Below are 18,668 nucleotides of genomic sequence, written 5' to 3'. Positions count from 1 at the left end.
CATGCACTACGCCTACAGGTACCGACTCCACTGCACCCGACCGACAGCCAGCGGGAGAGGCTGAACTATTGCAGAGATACCTGTCGGCAACTGTACAATCACGCGCTCAACGAGTTCGAGCAGATACACAACTCAGCATCAGCAGGAACGCTCAACCAGCGAGTCAGACAGGTCCGTGACCAGCTTCCAGACCTCAAAGACTGGTGGGCTGAACTCACCGACTCCGAGTTGTACTCGACTGTTGCACAGGCTGCTGTGATGCGCATCGAGGACAGTGTGAAATCCCTCAGTGAACTCAAACGGAACGGGTAAACGTTGGAAGTCTCAATTAGAAAGTGCCAAGCGAGTTCAGGAGCTTCATTTACGTACAGTCTGGCTTCGAGTTCGACAACAAGAACGGTCAGACTGTTCTTTCACTCTCATTTTCGAAACTCGCTGATATTCCAATCACCATTCACCGTGAAATTCCCGATGATGTGTCCGTCAAAGAGGTTTGTATTAAGAAAGAGCGGACAGGTGAATGGTACGCTTCTTTCGCTGTTGAGGGCAAACAAGAAACACCAAAGCCTGAGAACCCAGACCGTTGTATTGGCATTGACGTTGGGATTCTCAAGTACGCTCACGACACGGACGGGCGTGCTGTTGGTTCTCTTGACCTCGAAAATGGGCGAGAGCGCCTCAAGCGTGAGCAACGGTCGCTCTCACGAAAACAGCAGGGTTCGAACAACTGGGAGAAACACCGGCTGAGAGTAGCCGAGTATCACCAGCAACTCAGACGGAAGCGGCGAGACTTCCTGCACAAGCTCTCGAACTACTACGCCACCGAATATGACTTGGTAGCTGTTGAGGATTTGAACGTGAAGTCGATGCTGGAGTCGTCTGGCAATAGCCAGAACAGAACACAGCATCAGCAGCGTGGAATACGTTCACCACACTGCTTGAATACAAGTGCAAGCGCGAAGGGACGCATTTTGTAGAAGTAGAGCCAGCGGGCACTACTAAAGAGTGTGCTTCGTGTGGTGTTGAGCCGGATAAGCCGTTGTGGGTTCGTAAACACTCGTGTCCAGCATGTGGGTTCGAGATGGATAGAGACGCGAATGCGGCGCTCAATATTCTGTCTCGCGGATTTGAAAGTCTAGGACTAGGACTGGGGCAGTCCGAAGATACAACGCCTGTGGAGACCGCGCTTCCTATGTTCACCTCATCGGGTTGTTCTGATGTTGTGGATGGGATGGAAAGCGCGTCATCGAAACAGGAAGCCCCACCCTCAAGGAGCCAGCTACTGCTGGCGAGTAGGGTGGGGTAGTTCACCTGATACTTTCTAATATATCACACAGTAATTTGAGGCAAAGTTGTGAGTGAATTCTGAGGGGTGATATGGTAGAGAGTGGGACTAGCGTCACTGGGTACTCGTAGTGAAAACGATCATCGAGGTTCAGTCGTGTCAAGTAGATCTGCTGGTGCATCAGCCAATGCATCAAGTGCTTCTATCTCAAGATGGTGTAACTCACCGGGGATCACGAGCAAATGGAGCGGGTCACCGAAGTCGTTCTCAGCAAGTTCGGAGAGTCGATTGGCACGGACAGTCGGGTCTGGGCTCCCGGCGCGAGCAACAACGACAGCAAGCACATCCTGGAAATCCGAAGCCAACATCGCAGCGGCATCGCTTGCACGTAAGTATTCTTCACGCTCGGCTTTGATATCGAGATATACGATGGTATGGAGTCCACGTTTGCGGTTCGCTACGATTGAATCAGTCACACTCGTTGGGACGCCGTCTGCCCCATGTGCGTATGGGAATGGGAGTGTGACAGACTTGCCGAAGCGATAGTTCTGGAGTCCTGTGAGTCCACTTGCTGCTGTTTGGGCGGTCACACCATGAATAATGCGAGTGTCAATACCACGGTCAATCGCCCGCAATCGAAGGTCCGTATGTGTCGTTGAGATCATCGTATCACCCGCTGTCAAAAACGCCACATCTTCAGATTGAGCCTTCGTGAGAATGTCTTCTGGGTGCTGTTCAACACCCTCACGATCGCGTATGTCAATGGTGATATTATGAGTTGTCTCAAGTTCTGAGATAGTTGCATCAACAAGATAGCTTGTGTAGAACTCAGCCGCAACATAGTCAGCGGCTTGCAATGCATCACGTCCAGCAATACTGATAGAGCGTTCGTCGTATAATCCAAGACCAATGAATGTGAGCATACTATATGAAATCCTTCTGTTGTAGTTCAGTCGCTCATGAGTGAATTGTTACTCATCGTCAGTTGAGCCAAGATCGAGGTTCATATCCTCGGCAACAACGTTCGCGAGTTCATTTGCAATACGTGGGGCTACCTGAGCGACATCGTCACCGTCGTGTTGATTTTCATTGTGACGGTCAAGTGTCTCACGGAGGTCTGAAATTGGAACGCGAGTGTCTGTGCCACAGTCCTCACAGACGATTGGAACAGTTGGGTCGTCATCACTCATACGCCGACAGTCGGTACAGATGGATAAAATGGACCCGGTTCTATGTAGCCTATACTCTTGGATTGGTGCTATGAGAATCTGAGTATCTCATGATCATGTGATAGTCGTATCATTCCTTATTTTATTTTTAGCTATCTGAGGAAACGTCGGCATAGAGTTTGGTAACGCCACACTCCGGACAGAGGAAGGCATGAAGTGGATTTTGCGATCCAATCCCGAGACGACTGAGCATACCATCATCTCTGTCCGTTTCAACATACAGGTTACTGATTCCTTCTGCGGATACTCGTGTCTTTTCCATTTGAACATCACAGTCTGGACAACGACGCTCATCCATTGATATCAATGAATTATTGAGTGATGTATAAAGGGATATGTTGAAGATTGCATATTTAGAAACAGACGTACTATACACCAGTGTATTGACTAACAACAATCGATCTCGCGACGAGAATAGTGCCAACGGTGGTATTTGCGATTGTGAATGTGGACTCAGATGAGTAATAACAAAAGCAAAACCAGCAGTACTAACGGCAGATATTGAGTAAGTTGAACAAAGAGACATGACAGAGACACCTCAGGACTCAGTCGAGGCGACATACGATACTATCGCCAAACACTTTGCGGCGACACGTGAGTACGCATGGCCGGAAGTGGAGTCATTCTGTGCTTCACAACAGCAGAGCTCCACCGATAGCAAGGAGATTGGACTTGATCTTGGCTGCGGAAACGGACGGCATGTCGAGACACTCTCTGAGAAGATGTCACTCGATAGTATAGTTGGGATTGATCTCAGTCAAGGATTACTTCAGACAGCACGGACGCGGGCGACAAATCGAGGATTCATAGATAATCTTGAACTTATTCACGGTGATGCTGGGTCAATCCCACTGCAGTCAAATACCGTCTCGATTGCGGTATACGTTGCAACACTGCATCATCTTCAACCACGTGATCAGCGGGTAGCGAGTCTTTCTGAGGTAGCTCGAGTGCTTGAATCCAACGGGCAGGCATTAATTAGTGCATGGTCAACCGAACATGATCGATTTGATCGCGACAGAGGATTCGATACAACCGTCGAGTGGACACTTCGTGATGGTACGTCTGTCCCTCGATACTATCATATCTACGACCCAGATGAGTTTCGTTCTGATCTCAATACAAGTGCGTTGTCAGTCATTGAGACAGAAATATCGAGTGGGAACTGTTATGCAGTGGTTGAAGATAATCGATGATATATCATCGCTGGCTGTTACTCAATAGTTCACAAATATCATATTGAGAGAATAATATCAGTCATTAAACATTTCTATTATCTTCACTCGATGAACACTCATTATGAGTAATAGTAGGTCTGAAATCTCGTATTTCTCCATTTATCAATAATTCAGGTGGTTTGTGTCGTCAGTGCAGATTTCGATTCTGGACATCCAACAGTCATCGAGAAAGGAACGACCGGATCGCTGGAATATAAATTGCCGAATAGTGGTATGGTGCCGGTAGTAACATATATGTAACTAGGAAGTGATGCTATTGGAGTGCAATCAAAACAGCTCTATGTAAGCGGGTAGTCAGTAGAAGTCATAACAGTAAGGTTATCTGCGCGCCAGAAACTGGCGTTTATTATCGTTTTATTAGAGAATACCGATACCTCGCGTTACTTCCAATACCTGTCATCGATTCCGCGTATCAACTACATCCATGGATCCCGATTATTATGATTGATTTAGCTGTTTGTATTCCATTCTACATATTCGGCAGGATACTATCTGATGATGGAAGACCGCGTTCGCGTTCACGGGATGGGATTTCTACGTTCCAGCGTATCCCCAATAAATATAGTTAATTTGACAATGATTATTTCTTAATCAGTCGCTCAGCTACACGATTACACACCACACCAAATCAGATATTATTACACAGCCACATAATGGATTCTGCATTCCACATCCGTCTCCGACCAGTGCTGAGCGAATAGATAGTTGCTGTTTTCTTCCTCATGCTTCCCTCGCTGCGGTTGGTGGTATATGACATACACCGCGTATGAGAATCCTGGAACGACGATTAAAATCGAGCAGGTGTCTTCATGGGAAGCTAGTGGAACGTATACCACAGCTGCGCGAGTTACCGAACCGAATCTATTGTATTCCGTTAGAACGACACTGCAAGGCGGTCCAGCGTACTTCATAACAGCAAGTTCAATTATTGATGGAGAATTTCAATTTAGATATGACGCAACTGATGATGGGTCAGTAACGATGACCGCCGAACAGACATTGGTGCTTCGATCAGTCGGTGAGGACGGAGAAGAGACAATCGAGTACTGGCGGACGACCAGTACAATAGGTCAACAGCGTGTGCGTGAAATTAGTCCGCGAGACCATGACAACATTATTTGAGTGGAACGTCAGTGAACAATATCTCCGTGTAGAGAACATCTCGGAGCGGCTTAATGATTCACCTGATTCGACACGGTTACTTGTAGTATCAACGGTTAAAACAGACGGAGCGATCGATAATCAACCAGTTACGGAAGCAGCACAGTACCGTCTACCGATTGAGGTTGATGAGGCAGTGTTCGAACCCGCCAGTATGCAGGGGTCAGCCCTCTCAGATTCAACAACGAGACAGATTACTAGACAACAAACATATGTACCACTCTGGCGTCTTGGCGGTCCGACTACCATCATCTTTGATCTACTTGGATTGATAGGTATTACATATGTCCAAGTTGGAACAGAACTGCTCAGTATCTCAGATGCAGAAAGAAGCTTTGTGACATTTCAAACTGAACGAAATAGAAATCGGAACGCCATCGAGCGAATTTTTCGAGAATTTAAGTATCGGACGTCGTCGTTCAACAACTGTTTCAGTCACGCACAGCCTGAAACATTTGAGCAACTTGGGGGCAACGGTGAGTAAGCAATCGTCAGACGACGACAGCGAACAAGAGGATTCTATCCCAATGATTAGAATTCGGTCATGCGCTTGCTGAAAGTGCAGCGGTCGTTATTCTCTTACTCTTGGCAATCACCGCTGTCGGCGGATATCTCACATACACTACGCATGTTGAACCAGGTGTGACAGAAGAGCAACAAACGGTTTCAACTTGGTCACGCACGGCGACATTCGCACATGGAGCGACAGTTACAGGTGAAAACCCGGTTTATGACCTTGGAAGACGGTTATCTGAGCAGCGTGCATACTTCCCACGAATCCAGCGTGTCGTCTCAGGAGAGTATGACGTGAGTTATGATGCCAGTTCTGAGGGATCAACAGAAGTACGAACTGAACTCCAATTACTCGTGCAGGGTCAAAGTGATCAGACAGTTCTTTGGGGATCTTCGAGCGCACTCAGTGAAACTACTGTCACCGACGTTACTCCAGGCTCAACGACAACTGTCGAGTATCAATTCAACATCAATCAAACGCGTCTTCAAATTGAACAGGTCGAAGAAACGTTTGGTGACGTACCGGGTGAGCTAGTTATTATTATCCGTGCAAATACACAGATCATGAGTGACGTGAACGGTTGTGTAATTGATAGACAATACACTGATTATCTTCGACTCATCCCTGATCGTAATGCGTTTCGAGTTCGTGATCCAGGTGAACTGACAAACAGCACAACCCGGACACAGACAATTCAGGCACAGCGAGAATATTCAACATTCAGACGAATTGGTGGACTAGCACTCACTGGTGGTGGCGTTATTTTTGCTCTATCATTTGGATTCGCGCGATACCGGCAATTAATCGAACCAACAGACAACGAACTTGATACAGTTCCAAAGATATGTATGGTGGGTGGCTCTCGGAAGGAACGCTCACGGACTCGATTAAGCCGGATGGTACTGACATCGTTGAACTACAAACATTAATTGATCTTGTCGACGTCGCTGCAGATACCGGTGGACGTGTATTATCTGATCCAACTCAAGACTGCTACACAACACCGGGCGAGCAGTATAACTACGTCTGTTGGCCGCCAATACATGCATACGATGACGCAACGGTCGCCGATGAAGAAACTCCTGATGAAGAGCCGCCTCAGACCTCTCAGTCGAAGACTGGTGAACAACAAAGTAACGATTCATCGGCTCATATAGCTGATGATAGCAGTACTGATACGGTAGACACAACGGGAGAGGAGAATGAAAATAAAGCTGAAAATGGAATACTCAGCTTAGTCCGATCGCGATTGAGTGGGTCGCGTGGCGGTGATCATGAAGAAGGTGATGGCGAGACGCATGATCAGAGTGATACTACTGTAAATGCTGACACCGACAGAGATGCATCCAAGGATATATTATCATCATCTGCTGAAACATCACAGCATAGCCAGGATTTCACAGATGTTAGCCCTAAGCTTACAGACAGCGCAGAAAACAACGACGAGGACGAACCACCAGCCAATGAGGGACAAACAAGAGCTGACAAGGATGATACAACAGGAGAAAATGAGGATGCCGAAGACGGTACTGCCGAGAACATATCAGGGTGACGTAGAAGCATTTTAATCTACAATGTTGTCCGTCATTGTATGAATAGCACACATGTGCTCTGAGTTTAAGTTCATCCAGTCCATACAATAATATGAATGAGTACCAGTGATGACGTATCCGATTATGAAGTCGTTGTCGTAGGAGGCGGACCGGCGGGTCTCCAATCAGCGCTGTATACGACGCGATTAGGTCATGATACCGCACTTGTTGACCGTGGTGGTGGTCGTGCGGCAATGATGCTTGATACTCACAATGTTATTGGTGTGACCGAAGACACCTCCGGTAATGAATTCCTTGCGACTGGGACTGAACAAGTCGAGTCATATGGTGGGGATGTGGTTCGTGATCTCATCACTGATATTGAACAGACTGATGACGGTCGATTCTATCTTGAAGGGAACTCGAATGCATTCCGTGCTGACCGAGTTGTCCTTGGCGTCGGATTTAGTGACAAACACCCTGAGCCACCGGTGCCACGCACAGGCAAAGGTCTACACTACTGTCTTCATTGCGATGCATACATGTTCGTCGATCGACCTGTCTATGTGATGGGTACCGGTGAAGCAACTGCACACGTTGCGATGATCATGCTCAATTTCACTGATGATGTAGATGTGTTACTTCGTGGTGATGAACCGGAATGGAGCGATGAAACCGACGAACAACTACGAGCACACCCGATCGATATTGTTGACTCTGATATTGATGGAATGAATAAAAGCGATAACGGGTGGTTGGAATCATTCGAGTTCGAAGACGGGAGTATTCGTCAGTATCGCGGTGGATTCGCGATGTATGGCTCCGATTACAATACGGCATTATTCGAAACAGTCGGTTGTGAACTTGATGATGATGGAACGGTCATTGTCGATGAGAGCATGGAAACGACCGTTGACGGTGTGTATGCAGTCGGCGATATTACCGATGGTCACAATCAGATTCCTGTTGCAATGGGCAAAGGCGCACAAGCAGGAATCGATATTCACTATCAACTCCGTGAGTTCCCACGTGATCTTGATGAGATCCGTGCTGAGGGTCCGGTCACAGAGACAGAGGTCCCAGGCGTGAGTGATCGTGTTCGAGATGCAGCCGCATCATTTGAAGAAGCACAAGCACCGCCGATTGAGGCACCAACACCAGAGGCTACCGCTGATGCCGAAGCTATCGAGCCACCGAGCGACGACTAACTGAGCGTCTTTTCTAGTTATCGCTAGCGTTTCTGTATTTTATTTACTGATATCGCAACCTGTAGTGATTGTAATATAACCAATAAAATCCAAGATTGAGTTCTCAACCCGAATGAATTCGATACACTGTGTCGAAATAAGAGCGATAAAAAGAAACATCCTTATTCCAGGCACCAATTCATTCTACTGTAACGTCATACACGTGGCGTGACACGACAACATGCGCTGGTGGTCTAGTGGTATGACCTGAGCCTTCCAAGCTCATGACCCGGGTTCAAATCCCGGCCGGCGCATACATCATATCTTTTCACTGGATTCGGGATAATTGCCATCACAGATATGGATTAGAATCATCCTCGATATGATATCACTAAGATCGCTGGATGGATGATCTAGAGTGAACGGCATATGCTCTATATGAAGACATCAGGCGATACGCATGAATAATGAGTGATGAATGTAGTGTGAATAGCGGACGACAGGGTTGCTCAGCGTTCCAATACAGGGAGTCTCAGTTGCCTTCTCCACCCCGCGGCCCTTCGAGCGACGAACGTTCACCGGTTCGCTGCTCGCTTCCGCGCCTGACGGGATGCCGGCGACGAACCGCATCGGACTGACCCTGCGGTTAGCGTCAACGGACCGCCGTCCCCGAAGGACGAGGTTTCTTAGTTGGCTCCTGAGGCCTGCATTAGTCTACCGAACGCACCCGGGTTTGGTCCCCACTTAAGACCTAAATCGTGGGTAAAAGAGCAGGGCCTAACTGCCCAACCTAGTCCATAAAATCGTATACGAGGTGGATATAAGGAACTTTCGACTCAAATATCGACCGACGGCGGCGACATTGGTAATACTAAGCTTGTTTCGAATACATAGGATCCGCATCAGGACCTCACTCATGACAGTGCTGAGGATATTCTAAATGTCAGGCATGCACGGATGAGTTCAGCGTGTCTTTCTGATCATATTGATATTGAGATGGACATTATATAGATGATTAGCGAAGAACAGCAGTCGCATAGCCACTTCCAGCGAGTGCTGTTGTGCTCGCAAGTCCAATAATGACCCAGCGATGATTCACAATCCACGCATACTCACTCGGAAACCCATACAACAATGTCGATGTGATCGAAACCGCCCAAAGAATGCCAAATCCGACCATCGTAATCCCAGATACCAATGTTATACCAGCAACAGTCACTGGGTCAGTCCGACCTTGCTTACCGGCTAGAAATACAACAACATTGAGTAGTGCTAGAAAGCCAACGACAGAGATGCCGAATGGACCAGCGGCATAGTAATCTCCAACACTCCCCCCTGGAGTAGTGATGATCACTGCCGGAGTAAAGACTGCCCCGGCAAGAATAAGACAGCTAAATGCGCCGATGGTCGGCATAGTGGATTTAAGACGCATATCGGCTGTGTGACCGACATATGTGTAAACGCTTCGAGATAATACAAAAAGTCATCATAATAAATCGAGTTGAGGAGAGATTCACCCACAACGTGAGTAGGATAAAATAAATTAACAGGAGTATGCTCCAAACCACGACATAATGATGAGAGAACCAGCCAACGCTCGAAATGATAGTAGTGAGATTGGGTAAGAAACGTCACACAGAGGACAACGAATGTATGACCGCCGGTTCCGGTTGTAGCATGGAACGTGTGGCAGTTATGTTGTATGGCAGTCCATTGCTTCCGATGCACCAGCATTAACATTGCTTGTTGGTGGTGAGAAGATGACACATCGCACAACTGCTGAGGCAACAGATGTGATTGCACCACTAACATCCTGTTGAATAGAAACATGGAGTAACACTTCCATCATTCGCTGGTCTAACGGCTTGGTTGTATCTTGAAATGTATGACGCACCTCGAGACTCACTTGGCAAGGTGGCAGTCAAAAACTATCGCAACGGTGTCGATAATCCACACGCGTAGTTTCGTGAAAAGGTTCATCTTGAGACAGTTTTTGAATCGTCGATTGTTGCCGACCCCCTCCGTCTGTACGACTTTTGTCCAATTACCGAGGGATCTGCTGGGTTATTATCCTGCCCAGGGTCGGTCGCCGAGGAGCACACCGACACATACGTTGTCGTAAGTGGGATCGGAGGTGCAACTGATACTGATACCCATGTTGTACATGAACGCGATGACCCGACAACGATGGGTGGTGTTGTTGACTCATCAAACGACGCGTATGAAATGGTTGAGATTACGTCTGAGGACGTTGATGTCGCCGAGTTACATGATATGTTCACTATTCTTGATTTTCTCCAACTAGAGGATCTCGGATTCTTTGAGAAAGGGACTGGCTGGAAAGCGGTTGGTGATGGAGTGACCACACATGGTGGTGCATTGCCAATCAACACGTCTAGCGGATTGAAATTAAAAGGACATCCACTCGGTGCCTCCGGGGTTGCACAGGTATATGAGATTTATCAACAGGTAACCGGCGATGCTGGAGCTCGACAACTTAAGACTGAAACTGGACTTGCATCTAATGGTGGTGGATTCGGGAACTGTGTGACAACAACAAGCTTAGAGGATGCACAGTGAGTGGTGAGAACGACGCTGATTCAGATGTAGACATGGATGCGATCAGCGCTGAGAGAGATCAATCAGAGTTGACAGCTGTCAAACACGCTGATGGGAGTCTGTAGTACCCTGAACACACGTTGGGGCTGGGTAATGAGCCGGTAGATACGGTTAATTTACTCGAGTGTACTGCAGAGGTAGTTACATGGACGAAAGCAACGGCAACACCACCTGGTGCTCGCGAGCCAAACGCTCTCACGATTGTCGAATTTGAGAGTGATGATGAGTCAGTACGGGCAATCGGGCAGGTGACGACAGCCGAAATAACGACTGGCGATCGCGTGGAGCCAGTCTACGTTTCAGAATTACGTGACGCGACTGCTGGGATCCGTGAACCATACTCACGGACATGTGGTGGGTATCGATTCAAGCCAACCTGAGTGGTGATAACTAAGATATACACAGTGAGTGGAATATATTATACTATCTAGACTAACTGATACTCCTCTGAATCGTGAAATCTTGTATATGGTGATCTACATCAGACCCAGAGTTCTGAGAAAGTAAACAGATATATCCGGTATATCAGCAAATAGTCTGTATAGAGACAATCGCTCACAAGTAGACTTTGGATCACTCAGCCTTCAGCATTCATTTAGGTTATATATTATCGCTGCTGTCGTCATCGTCATTATCACTCGCGGCGTCACTGTCGGCATCGGTGTCAATAAACCGCTCATCCGGGTCAACAGTATCCTTGATTGATGCTAGTTCTGACTCAACATCAACGTCAACTGAACCAGACTCAGAGTCAGATGAAGAGTTCTCATCCATTGTTGTTGAATCCGGATGAGTGGTGCTAGAAGGGTCGGTGTTTTTGTTACCATCATCCTCACGAGGACTGTCGACATTGATTGTTACAGCAGTATCGTTACGTTGAGTTCCATCGTCAGTAGTCGTTGTCGTGTCTCTGCTCTGCTGAGGCTCCTGTCTTGTTGTAGCATCCGGACGATTACGAGAAGTCCCACGATTTGTTCTCTCACGTCGGCGTTCAGATCCATTTTGAGCATCGCCAAGCCGGTCAGCAACCTCTGCGGAGAGATCACGTGCGTCAGCAAGCAGATCACGCGGGACGCGATCACTTGAGAGTGATTGGTCATTGTCAGCCGCGAGTGTCTCCTCTATTTCTGAAAGCGCGCGATCAAGCCCAGAGAGTGCTTCACGACCGACTGCCGAAACTGGGTCGCGACGAGGAGATTGCCCTCGCCTCTGTCTATTTTGTCTTCGGTTTTGCTGACTAAACGCCGATTGTTCAGGATCAACGAATCGAAGCACACCACGAAGTAACTCAAGTGATTCAATTGTTGTTTCAAGCACCGAAATCAGCGCCGGGAGCGTGTATTCCTCTGTAAATCGAAAGACATTGCCAATTGATGACTGTCCATCATCATCACCGCGGGTACTGTCTGTCTGCGGGGTGTCCGTTCTTCGGACCTGAGAGTCACGAGAGGTGTTGTTTCGATTCTGACCTGCCTGTGACGAGCGAGTTGATGATTCCTCATCATCTACCGCCTCTTCAAGTGCTGAAAGGGTTGCATTGAGATCATCAAGAAGCACAGCGAGGTCATCTGTGTCATCTTTATTCCTAGGCTTGCGATCCGACATATACCTGTATTAGCGTCCGAAGCGACAAAAACTTGCGCCGTCTGATACAATGGAATATATTCGACCACTCAGGTATCGTGAGGTTGTGGGACATCGTCGATAGTACATCGTTTAGCCACCAATGTCATCAGAAATTGATTATTCACTCCATTGGAAGTGATAGCAGTAGTATATCAATCACGTCGTGGGGCTTATCGAGACATATTTTTTAGGCTGACCAAAAGCGTTTAATCGCCCCGAATATCATAAGATGGTACATGAGTCAGTCGGAGTCACCGGACAGTAGTAGAGAACGAAACGAGGATGAGAATATTGAATCAGCAACTAACCGTGTGTCAGCACACCAAACGTCACCTGATCGATTCGTGTTTGCCGAAGATGGGTATGCTGATGCATGGATCGCGTGCGATGCGACACTCACCGAATCACTCGAGCGGTAGTCGATTGTGACAGTAAATAATTGATCTTTTGATTGATTTCTTAATTGGTTTCTTCAGCGTATACTCGTCACTACCCAGATAATAAAACAAGAGAATAAGTGTAGTATACGGTCACTCCAACGGTCGCTGAAGAGGTTTACAGAAGTATCGAAATGAATGCAGCTTACTGCATCGCTGATTCGACAACAAGTGTATCATCTTCGAGATAGTGTTCGATGTGGTGGGCAGCGTCTTCGACTTCGATAAGATTTTCTCTCAGCATGTGTGCTGTCGTTGGATCATTAAGCCGTTCTGCGAGTGCAACATGATCCCGAAGCATCTCAATCATGTCACCGTACATCTGCATATCGTTTGCGAGCGATGTCCGAATGTCGTAGACATTCTCATCCTCAGCTTCGACTGGTGATTGCTCTGAAATAGCTGATGGACTTGAGACCGGTGCACCACCGAGTGCTTGCGCACGTTCTGCAAGTTCATCAGCGAACTCCTCAGCCTCATCAGCAGCTTCGCCAAGGAATAAATGCAGATCACGGAATTCTGCACCCTCGACGTTCCAGTGATGCTTTTTGAGCTGATGATACAGCATTTGCGTTGCCGCAAGATCCGTATTCAGCGCATCAACTAATTGTGATGCACGTTCTGAATCAATTCGAAGTGCCTCACTACCCTCAACCTCGTCAGCTTGTAGTCGAACCGTCTGTTGCGTGCTCATTGTATATATATATTGGACTGCGACCAACTTAATGTTTTTGGCATCGATAAAATCATTTTCTGTTATCGAAACAAGTATCAATTTTATATCACTATTCAGTGCATATTTTCCGACAGATGTATCCCAATGATGTGTGTGCATTATTTCACTTCCTCTGTCGGCAACGGAGATGCTCACTTCGCTCAGTGTCGAGCCTGTTGATATTTCACGTAATTATGATCATCTACCATCAGTGCATGAGTTACCATCGCTCACGAGCACACCATTTGAGCGTGGTCCCGATCAGTCTGCTAGCGAGATTGATTCACAGATGCAGTCAATTGAGGGAAGTGCGTATGATCTCGATATCGACACACTTGCGACATTCAGTCCGGATTTGATCATCACTCAGGACACATGTGAAGCATGTGCTATTGATTCAACTGCTGTGCATGGGGCTGTTGCTGCCGCCATTGATGACAACGGATATGTCAACTACCCGGGTTTGCGATTCGTTGACACACTCGAAGTTATTGTTGGAGTATGTCGTCCAACAGCGTTTGATATACCTAATCTCTCGATTGCGAAGTCACTGGATGATGTGTAAAGACTGCGGACAGAAGGGAAACGCTCTTTTTGAGTACAAATAGATAACTCGATATATGAGTGATGAGGATGACGAAACAGTTACTGATGATACTCCCGACTCCAATGGGTCGATATCTGTGACACCTGAGAGTGTGATGAGTCGTCTTGATGATGTCGAGTCCACACTTGAGGCTGCTGAGACCGAATCAGCACTTGATGAAATTGAGACAACACTCACCGCAGTCACAGATGATCTTGAGGCGTCGACGCTCCCGAAGCCTGATAATGATGAAGAGGATCCGACTGATGAGCTTGAGAGTCGGATCGAAGATCTTGAGTCAGCACTCGATACCCAGCGCGGTCCATACGCAAGTGATATACTCGAACAGCTTGAGGAAGTCATGAAAACAATTGAGGAAACACGCTGGACTGCAACTGGCTTGAGCACGGTCACTGACGCTGTTGATGAAACACGTGAGGATATTGCTGAGACAATCTCAGGTTCAATCAGTGTCGAGACACCATCGGAGAACACAGACACGAGTGTCGATGAAGATGAGCATAGCAGTGATGGAGAGGTGGAACTCATTGCGCAGCTCAACGGTTGCGCGAGTGCGATTGCTGATGAGGGTCTTGATGCTGATGAGGATGCAGCGACGATTGAAGCATTGATTGAGACCGCCGAGACGATCAGTGAGAATCTTGAAAATGCTGAAGAATGGGATGATCTCGACGTAAATGAGAAGCTAATGGCTGAGGGATATTATGACGTGCTCGGACATTACAAGGACTTTCCACCGGAGTGGTCTGCACTCAAAGAGTGGGAAAGCAGAGGGCGCGTAGATATGATTCTTCTCGCCAAAGACAATCTTCAGTCGGAGTTCATGCAGAATCATTGTATGGACGCGCTTACTCGAATGGCTGATCCTGCCGCATTCGATGAAATGCATGAACTCGCACAGCGGCGTGAGGAAGCAGCTGTCAAAGCACTTGGTCGAATGGGGTCTGGAGCAACAGATGCTGTTGAGACGCTAAGAGAGTATATTGATGAAGACTCTGACCCAGGACTACAAAAGGTAACGTTCCAGGCGCTTGGTGAGATCGGCTCACCGGAGGCAACACAGCCGCTCGCGAACAAGCTCATGATGGAAAATGAAAATGTTAGACCATACGCTGCACGTGCACTCGGACTCATTGGAGATACGCGAGCTATCCAGCCACTTGGGAAAGCTCTTCACACCGACGAAAGCGATGATGTCCGTGCTGCTGCTGCGTGGGCGCTCCGACAGATTGGAACACAACGTGCGCTTCAAACAGCTGCAGAGCACATCGATGAGCGATCATATCTTATTCAACATGAAGCTAAACGGGCCGCAGATGCACTCGATACCGCCTCTGGCTGAGTGCCAACTGAGCCGCCAATCAGGTCTCCACGGCATCGGGCGAATATATGATCTCATCGATATAAAATGTACCATCACTCGACAGATATGAGCAGTGTGCCCACGGAGTCATTACTGCTGAGTTACTTTAAGAATGATCTGGATATCTATTTGAGAACTACTATCATAGGTCTCATGGTTGAATCTCAGTCTTGCCCTCACTCATACAGATAATATGTAAAACCTCGTGTCCATTTGCGGAAATGAGACCAGCACGTATCTACATACCGCCAAGCTATCGACGAATGCTACTACCTCATCATTACCTCTTAACATCCTCCTCCGCGCAAACGCGGAGAAATCCTGAGCGTGTTCATGAGGTAACATGTTCGAATGCGGCGGAGGGTGAGCGACTCAACACGACGAGCACGGAATAGCTACCGCGTGGTGTTGAGCTTCGATCAGTCACTCTGACAGGAATCCGCTGAAGTAACAGCACTCGTTCTTCCAGATGCACCGGATGCACCATTGAGTGCGATTTAATCAGCAAATGGGCGGATTCTGTTAGCGGGATACACGTATGCGTCACCAGATGTAACTGACGCGCTTCTCGCGGCTACAGATCCCGGGGTACGCGTCCAGATCTTGTTGAAGGGTTACCAGTTGGTGGACTCTCAACCGCACAACAGACCCAGCTTAATCGACTAAGTCATGATGGGATAGTGGTTCAATTACTCACTGGCACGCCGGCACGGTTTGCACATCATCCCCCGAAGTACGCCGTTATCGATAACACTGTTATTGTGCTTTCGGAAAACTAGAAACTAGCCGGGACCGGTGGTCACAATAGCTGTGGATGGGGAGTGCATGTTGATTCAGGTGGTACTGCAACCGAGCTAATATCTATTTTGAACACGACAGTACAGGCTATGATGTAGTCCTATGATCTCAAGCGCGGACAGATATTGTATTCGATGAGGTACTTCCGACGACCGGACAGTATCCAACATAGTTCGATGCAGAGATGATTACTGTCGATGAAGTTCGTGTCCTCACTGCGCCAGGTGCGGGTGAGGCTGTTCGAAATCGTATTGATACCCCACTGGAAAGGATATTGACGTTGTTAGCCCGCGAGTGAACATGCCAGGACCCTATTTTTATGTACTTGTTGATGCGACGAAACGTAGAATCCATGTACGATTGTTGCTCTCATGGGGATGGCATGATACTGATAAAGATCGCGCTGTCGTGAGTCGCACGTCTGAGTTGAATGCAACTGGACTTCCAATTCGTGCACAGATTGTTGACTCCGGTGATCACTTCGGGAAGATCCATGCAAAAGGTGCAATTACCGACGATCACGTCTCTCTTGTTGGAAGTCTTAATTGAAATGAGCATGCAGAAACTGAAAACCGCGAAGTCGTGCTCAAACTCATTGTGGATGACCCAGCAACATAATACAGTCGTGTTTTCGCAGCCGACTGGCAAGGGTATGAGCAAACTGATACGATATCTCGCAGAGGAGTCAATACTTGAGAAGAGCCGGAGTATGTACCGCTGATACTCGCACTATGTGCCTTTGCAACGGTCATTATCGCGGGATACGCATTGTACTCAGCTGTTCTCTCGGATCGTTGCTAGACTATTTATAAGTAGGTGCATGGATAACTCAAGCGTGATTAAGACAATATGTACAATATGCGAATAAAAGATAGTCGCTAGTTTAATCGAAATAATGGCATCACAAAATTAAGAAGAGTATCATGTATCGAATAATAAAAATGATACATCGTGACGATCGCATATACTCAATATTCAGATGAATCAGTTTACTCTGTATTGTGCAGCATACTAATTATTAATAAGTAGACGACTATACTACATATCTAAGTATAATACGGCTCTTTGATATCTGAACTGGTGAGTATCTATGATCAAGACAGTGAGCTATCGGTATCAGTGTGAGTCGTTCTGACAGAGAGTCTCAAAGAATAAAACTGAGTATGTATAAGTGACAACTTCTGGTTGTCGCGGTGATACGAACTCATGAGTAGCCGGATACTCATTGTATTGTGTGTGCTACTCCTCATTGTGACCTCAACATCGGGAGCGCCATTTTGGGTTGAGTGGCAGGCGCCGGAGTCCAATCTCGACGGAGAGACAGTGGAGGTGTCAAATGGTACGGTACGACTCAATGCAACGATTCGTGGGTCCGTTGACTACGTTGAGATTGAGCGGGAGTATAAAGATCAACAGACCGATGATCGTGACATATTCCGGGTGGAAAATCTCAAAAATCAAACGATACATGCAGGCACAAAAAATGTCACACAAGTACGAGTTCGGGCGTTTGGGAAGTCCAGAGGGATTGATGTTACTGAATTTGAATTAATAGTAAACGACGCAACAGCGCCTACGCTCAGAGAGTTCGATACGACGCGAATTGATAATACGACGATTGCTGTTGAGGGAGTCGTGTATGATGCAACCCAACCGCATTTCGTCCGATTTCAAGCGTCACCTGGACAAGAAATACTCAATGTTCGGAGATTAGATAACGGTCGCCAAACGCTGGGCGGGTTTAATATCCGTCGCACATCCGCCGAGTTTGAGCGCACGCTGACAATCCCACGCACTCAAAAAAATCTGACAATCACCCTTGAGGACCGGGCGGACAATACCCGCACGGTGACGGTGCCGATCAACAAGACTACAAGTGTAACCACACCGACCCCGAGTACCACACCTACTGCGTCTACATCTACAGATACGTCCCCGACAACAACAACTCTGACCGCCACGCCAGCAGCAACGACGATGATAGGGGAGTCGCAGACATCCACACCTACCTCGGCGTCGACGCCATCGGGTGAGACGAATCCCATACGGTTAGGATTGAACGCACTGTTGTTGATAACAGTGATTGTTGGAATAGGGGTATTGCTCCGGTGATTATTGATTCAGCGTGTCCGTGTCGCCAAACATGATATTTTTATTAACCCATTATTGGCATTCAGAGGTGCTGACAGGAGATTTGAACGGATTTCAGGCATATAACATCAATCGGTAAATCGAATAGTCAAGTTAAATCGAATTATGATTAGATATCAGTACTTGGTGGATTGACTGCAGCGCTGATATCGGACAACTCTGGGTCAGCAGTGTCGTCAAGCTCAGCAAAGATGCTGACGCTGTCG

General features: G+C 47.5%; 17 protein-coding genes, 1 tRNA gene, 1 other RNA gene and 3 pseudogenes. 15 read left to right on the top strand and 7 right to left on the bottom strand.

Translation table 11 applies throughout. The features are described from left to right. The first annotated feature begins 1 nt into the window (after position 1). Positions 2 to 1,296, top strand: a pseudogene (locus tag J07HQW2_RS13315) (RNA-guided endonuclease InsQ/TnpB family protein). A 129-nt stretch (positions 1,297 to 1,425) separates the two neighbouring features. On the opposite strand, the gene dph5 reads toward J07HQW2_RS13315, so the two are convergent. The 3 genes from dph5 to J07HQW2_RS13300 all read right to left on the bottom strand — a co-directional run bounded on the left by dph5 (position 1,426) and on the right by J07HQW2_RS13300 (position 2,812). After that, positions 1,426 to 2,208: a diphthine synthase gene (gene dph5 / locus J07HQW2_RS13310; RefSeq protein WP_021056082.1), complete on the bottom strand. Its 783-nt coding sequence runs from the start codon at positions 2,206 to 2,208 to the stop codon at positions 1,426 to 1,428. A 48-nt stretch (positions 2,209 to 2,256) separates the two neighbouring features. Continuing rightward, positions 2,257 to 2,475 carry a DUF8149 family protein gene (locus tag J07HQW2_RS13305; RefSeq protein ID WP_021056081.1) on the bottom strand — a complete coding sequence of 73 codons (219 nt, stop codon included), beginning with the start codon at positions 2,473 to 2,475 and terminating at the stop codon, positions 2,257 to 2,259. A gap of 127 nt (positions 2,476 to 2,602) precedes the next feature. Then, entirely contained in the window at positions 2,603 to 2,812 is a 210-nt protein-coding gene (locus tag J07HQW2_RS13300; RefSeq protein ID WP_021056080.1) for a hypothetical protein, read from the bottom strand. A 226-nt stretch (positions 2,813 to 3,038) separates the two neighbouring features. On the opposite strand from J07HQW2_RS13300, the gene J07HQW2_RS13295 reads away from it, so the two are divergent. The 7 genes and pseudogenes from J07HQW2_RS13295 (at position 3,039) to J07HQW2_RS13265 (ending at position 8,460) form a co-directional block, all read left to right on the top strand. Then, positions 3,039 to 3,710: a class I SAM-dependent methyltransferase gene (locus J07HQW2_RS13295; RefSeq protein WP_021056079.1), complete on the top strand. Its 672-nt coding sequence runs from the start codon at positions 3,039 to 3,041 to the stop codon at positions 3,708 to 3,710. A gap of 792 nt (positions 3,711 to 4,502) precedes the next feature. Next, positions 4,503 to 4,874: a hypothetical protein gene (locus J07HQW2_RS13290; RefSeq protein WP_021056078.1), complete on the top strand. Its 372-nt coding sequence runs from the start codon at positions 4,503 to 4,505 to the stop codon at positions 4,872 to 4,874. Next, positions 4,858 to 5,229 (top strand): annotated as a pseudogene (locus J07HQW2_RS18855) (DUF5305 family protein); the annotation flags it as partial. The gene J07HQW2_RS13290 and the pseudogene J07HQW2_RS18855, both read left to right, overlap by 17 nt. Before the next feature lie 269 nt (positions 5,230 to 5,498). Beyond that, on the top strand, positions 5,499 to 6,356 hold the full coding sequence (locus J07HQW2_RS13280) for a DUF5305 family protein (RefSeq protein ID WP_048075304.1): 858 nt from the start codon (positions 5,499 to 5,501) through the stop codon (positions 6,354 to 6,356). Beyond that, entirely contained in the window at positions 6,272 to 6,979 is a 708-nt protein-coding gene (locus tag J07HQW2_RS13275) for a hypothetical protein (RefSeq protein ID WP_021056076.1), read from the top strand. Before J07HQW2_RS13280 ends, J07HQW2_RS13275 begins: the two co-directional genes overlap by 85 nt. Positions 6,980 to 7,075: 96 nt before the next feature. After that, positions 7,076 to 8,167, top strand: coding sequence for an NAD(P)/FAD-dependent oxidoreductase (locus tag J07HQW2_RS13270; protein WP_021056075.1), 1,092 nt, complete (start codon positions 7,076 to 7,078; stop codon positions 8,165 to 8,167). Positions 8,168 to 8,389: 222 nt separating this feature from the next. After that, positions 8,390 to 8,460 (top strand) — tRNA-Gly (locus J07HQW2_RS13265). Positions 8,461 to 8,636: 176 nt separating this feature from the next. Here the strand turns inward: J07HQW2_RS13265 and ffs are convergent. Further along, an RNA gene (gene ffs / locus J07HQW2_RS18850) (signal recognition particle sRNA) lies at positions 8,637 to 8,947 on the bottom strand. A gap of 214 nt (positions 8,948 to 9,161) precedes the next feature. Continuing rightward, on the bottom strand, positions 9,162 to 9,578 hold the full coding sequence (locus J07HQW2_RS13260; protein WP_021056074.1) for a DUF7548 family protein: 417 nt from the start codon (positions 9,576 to 9,578) through the stop codon (positions 9,162 to 9,164). 262 nt (positions 9,579 to 9,840) lie between these two features. On the opposite strand from J07HQW2_RS13260, the pseudogene J07HQW2_RS13255 reads away from it, so the two are divergent. Continuing rightward, a pseudogene (locus tag J07HQW2_RS13255) lies at positions 9,841 to 10,726 on the top strand (thiolase family protein); the annotation flags it as partial. 119 nt (positions 10,727 to 10,845) lie between these two features. Continuing rightward, positions 10,846 to 11,145: a nucleic acid-binding protein gene (locus J07HQW2_RS13250; RefSeq protein ID WP_021056071.1), complete on the top strand. Its 300-nt coding sequence runs from the start codon at positions 10,846 to 10,848 to the stop codon at positions 11,143 to 11,145. 220 nt (positions 11,146 to 11,365) lie between these two features. Here J07HQW2_RS13250 and J07HQW2_RS13245 read toward each other — a convergent pair whose 3' ends face one another. Beyond that, positions 11,366 to 12,370: a DUF7547 family protein gene (locus J07HQW2_RS13245; protein WP_021056070.1), complete on the bottom strand. Its 1,005-nt coding sequence runs from the start codon at positions 12,368 to 12,370 to the stop codon at positions 11,366 to 11,368. A gap of 257 nt (positions 12,371 to 12,627) precedes the next feature. Here J07HQW2_RS13245 and J07HQW2_RS13240 point away from each other — a divergent pair, with 257 nt between their 5' ends. Continuing rightward, positions 12,628 to 12,810: a hypothetical protein gene (locus tag J07HQW2_RS13240; protein WP_021056069.1), complete on the top strand. Its 183-nt coding sequence runs from the start codon at positions 12,628 to 12,630 to the stop codon at positions 12,808 to 12,810. Positions 12,811 to 12,973: 163 nt separating this feature from the next. Here the strand turns inward: J07HQW2_RS13240 and dpsA are convergent, their stop codons facing one another. Beyond that, complete coding sequence (dpsA, locus tag J07HQW2_RS13235) at positions 12,974 to 13,522, bottom strand: DNA starvation/stationary phase protection protein DpsA (protein ID WP_048075685.1); 549 nt, start codon at positions 13,520 to 13,522, stop codon at positions 12,974 to 12,976. Between the two features lie 133 nt (positions 13,523 to 13,655). On the opposite strand from dpsA, the gene J07HQW2_RS13230 reads away from it, so the two are divergent. The 4 genes from J07HQW2_RS13230 (at position 13,656) to J07HQW2_RS13215 (ending at position 18,423) form a co-directional block, all read left to right on the top strand. Further along, positions 13,656 to 14,108, top strand: a complete 453-nt coding sequence (locus tag J07HQW2_RS13230) for a TroA family protein (protein ID WP_303704140.1) — start codon at positions 13,656 to 13,658, stop codon at positions 14,106 to 14,108. A 55-nt stretch (positions 14,109 to 14,163) separates the two neighbouring features. After that, positions 14,164 to 15,492 (top strand): HEAT repeat domain-containing protein, encoded by a 1,329-nt coding sequence (locus J07HQW2_RS13225; RefSeq protein ID WP_021056066.1) that lies wholly within the window; start codon positions 14,164 to 14,166, stop codon positions 15,490 to 15,492. Between the two features lie 1,119 nt (positions 15,493 to 16,611). Beyond that, complete coding sequence (locus J07HQW2_RS18845; protein ID WP_021056064.1) at positions 16,612 to 16,860, top strand: phospholipase D-like domain-containing protein; 249 nt, start codon at positions 16,612 to 16,614, stop codon at positions 16,858 to 16,860. A 702-nt stretch (positions 16,861 to 17,562) separates the two neighbouring features. Continuing rightward, positions 17,563 to 18,423 (top strand): hypothetical protein, encoded by an 861-nt coding sequence (locus tag J07HQW2_RS13215; protein ID WP_303704139.1) that lies wholly within the window; start codon positions 17,563 to 17,565, stop codon positions 18,421 to 18,423. Positions 18,424 to 18,668 lie beyond the last annotated feature (245 nt).

The organism is Haloquadratum walsbyi J07HQW2 (genome assembly GCF_000415985.1).
GTDB classification, from domain to species: domain Archaea; phylum Halobacteriota; class Halobacteria; order Halobacteriales; family Haloferacaceae; genus Haloquadratum; species Haloquadratum walsbyi_B.
This window is presented reverse-complemented; position numbering and strand designations above follow the sequence as displayed.

Excerpts from the sequence above, each read along its gene's own strand:
- dpsA (WP_048075685.1), bottom strand. The coding sequence starts at position 13,522 with ATGAGCACGCAACAGACGGTTCGACTACAAGCTGACGAGGTTGAGGGT.
- J07HQW2_RS13240 (WP_021056069.1), top strand. The coding sequence starts at position 12,628 with ATGAGTCAGTCGGAGTCACCGGACAGTAGTAGAGAACGAAACGAGGAT.
- J07HQW2_RS13300 (WP_021056080.1), bottom strand. The coding sequence starts at position 2,812 with ATGGATGAGCGTCGTTGTCCAGACTGTGATGTTCAAATGGAAAAGACA.
- J07HQW2_RS13270 (WP_021056075.1), top strand. The coding sequence starts at position 7,076 with ATGAGTACCAGTGATGACGTATCCGATTATGAAGTCGTTGTCGTAGGA.
- J07HQW2_RS13245 (WP_021056070.1), bottom strand. The coding sequence starts at position 12,370 with ATGTCGGATCGCAAGCCTAGGAATAAAGATGACACAGATGACCTCGCT.
- J07HQW2_RS13275 (WP_021056076.1), top strand. The coding sequence starts at position 6,272 with ATGTATGGTGGGTGGCTCTCGGAAGGAACGCTCACGGACTCGATTAAG.
- J07HQW2_RS13225 (WP_021056066.1), top strand. The coding sequence starts at position 14,164 with ATGAGTGATGAGGATGACGAAACAGTTACTGATGATACTCCCGACTCC.
- J07HQW2_RS13305 (WP_021056081.1), bottom strand. The coding sequence starts at position 2,475 with ATGAGTGATGACGACCCAACTGTTCCAATCGTCTGTGAGGACTGTGGC.
- J07HQW2_RS18845 (WP_021056064.1), top strand. The coding sequence starts at position 16,612 with ATGCCAGGACCCTATTTTTATGTACTTGTTGATGCGACGAAACGTAGA.
- J07HQW2_RS13260 (WP_021056074.1), bottom strand. The coding sequence starts at position 9,578 with ATGCGTCTTAAATCCACTATGCCGACCATCGGCGCATTTAGCTGTCTT.
- J07HQW2_RS13290 (WP_021056078.1), top strand. The coding sequence starts at position 4,503 with ATGACATACACCGCGTATGAGAATCCTGGAACGACGATTAAAATCGAG.
- dph5 (WP_021056082.1), bottom strand. The coding sequence starts at position 2,208 with ATGCTCACATTCATTGGTCTTGGATTATACGACGAACGCTCTATCAGT.
- J07HQW2_RS13295 (WP_021056079.1), top strand. The coding sequence starts at position 3,039 with ATGACAGAGACACCTCAGGACTCAGTCGAGGCGACATACGATACTATC.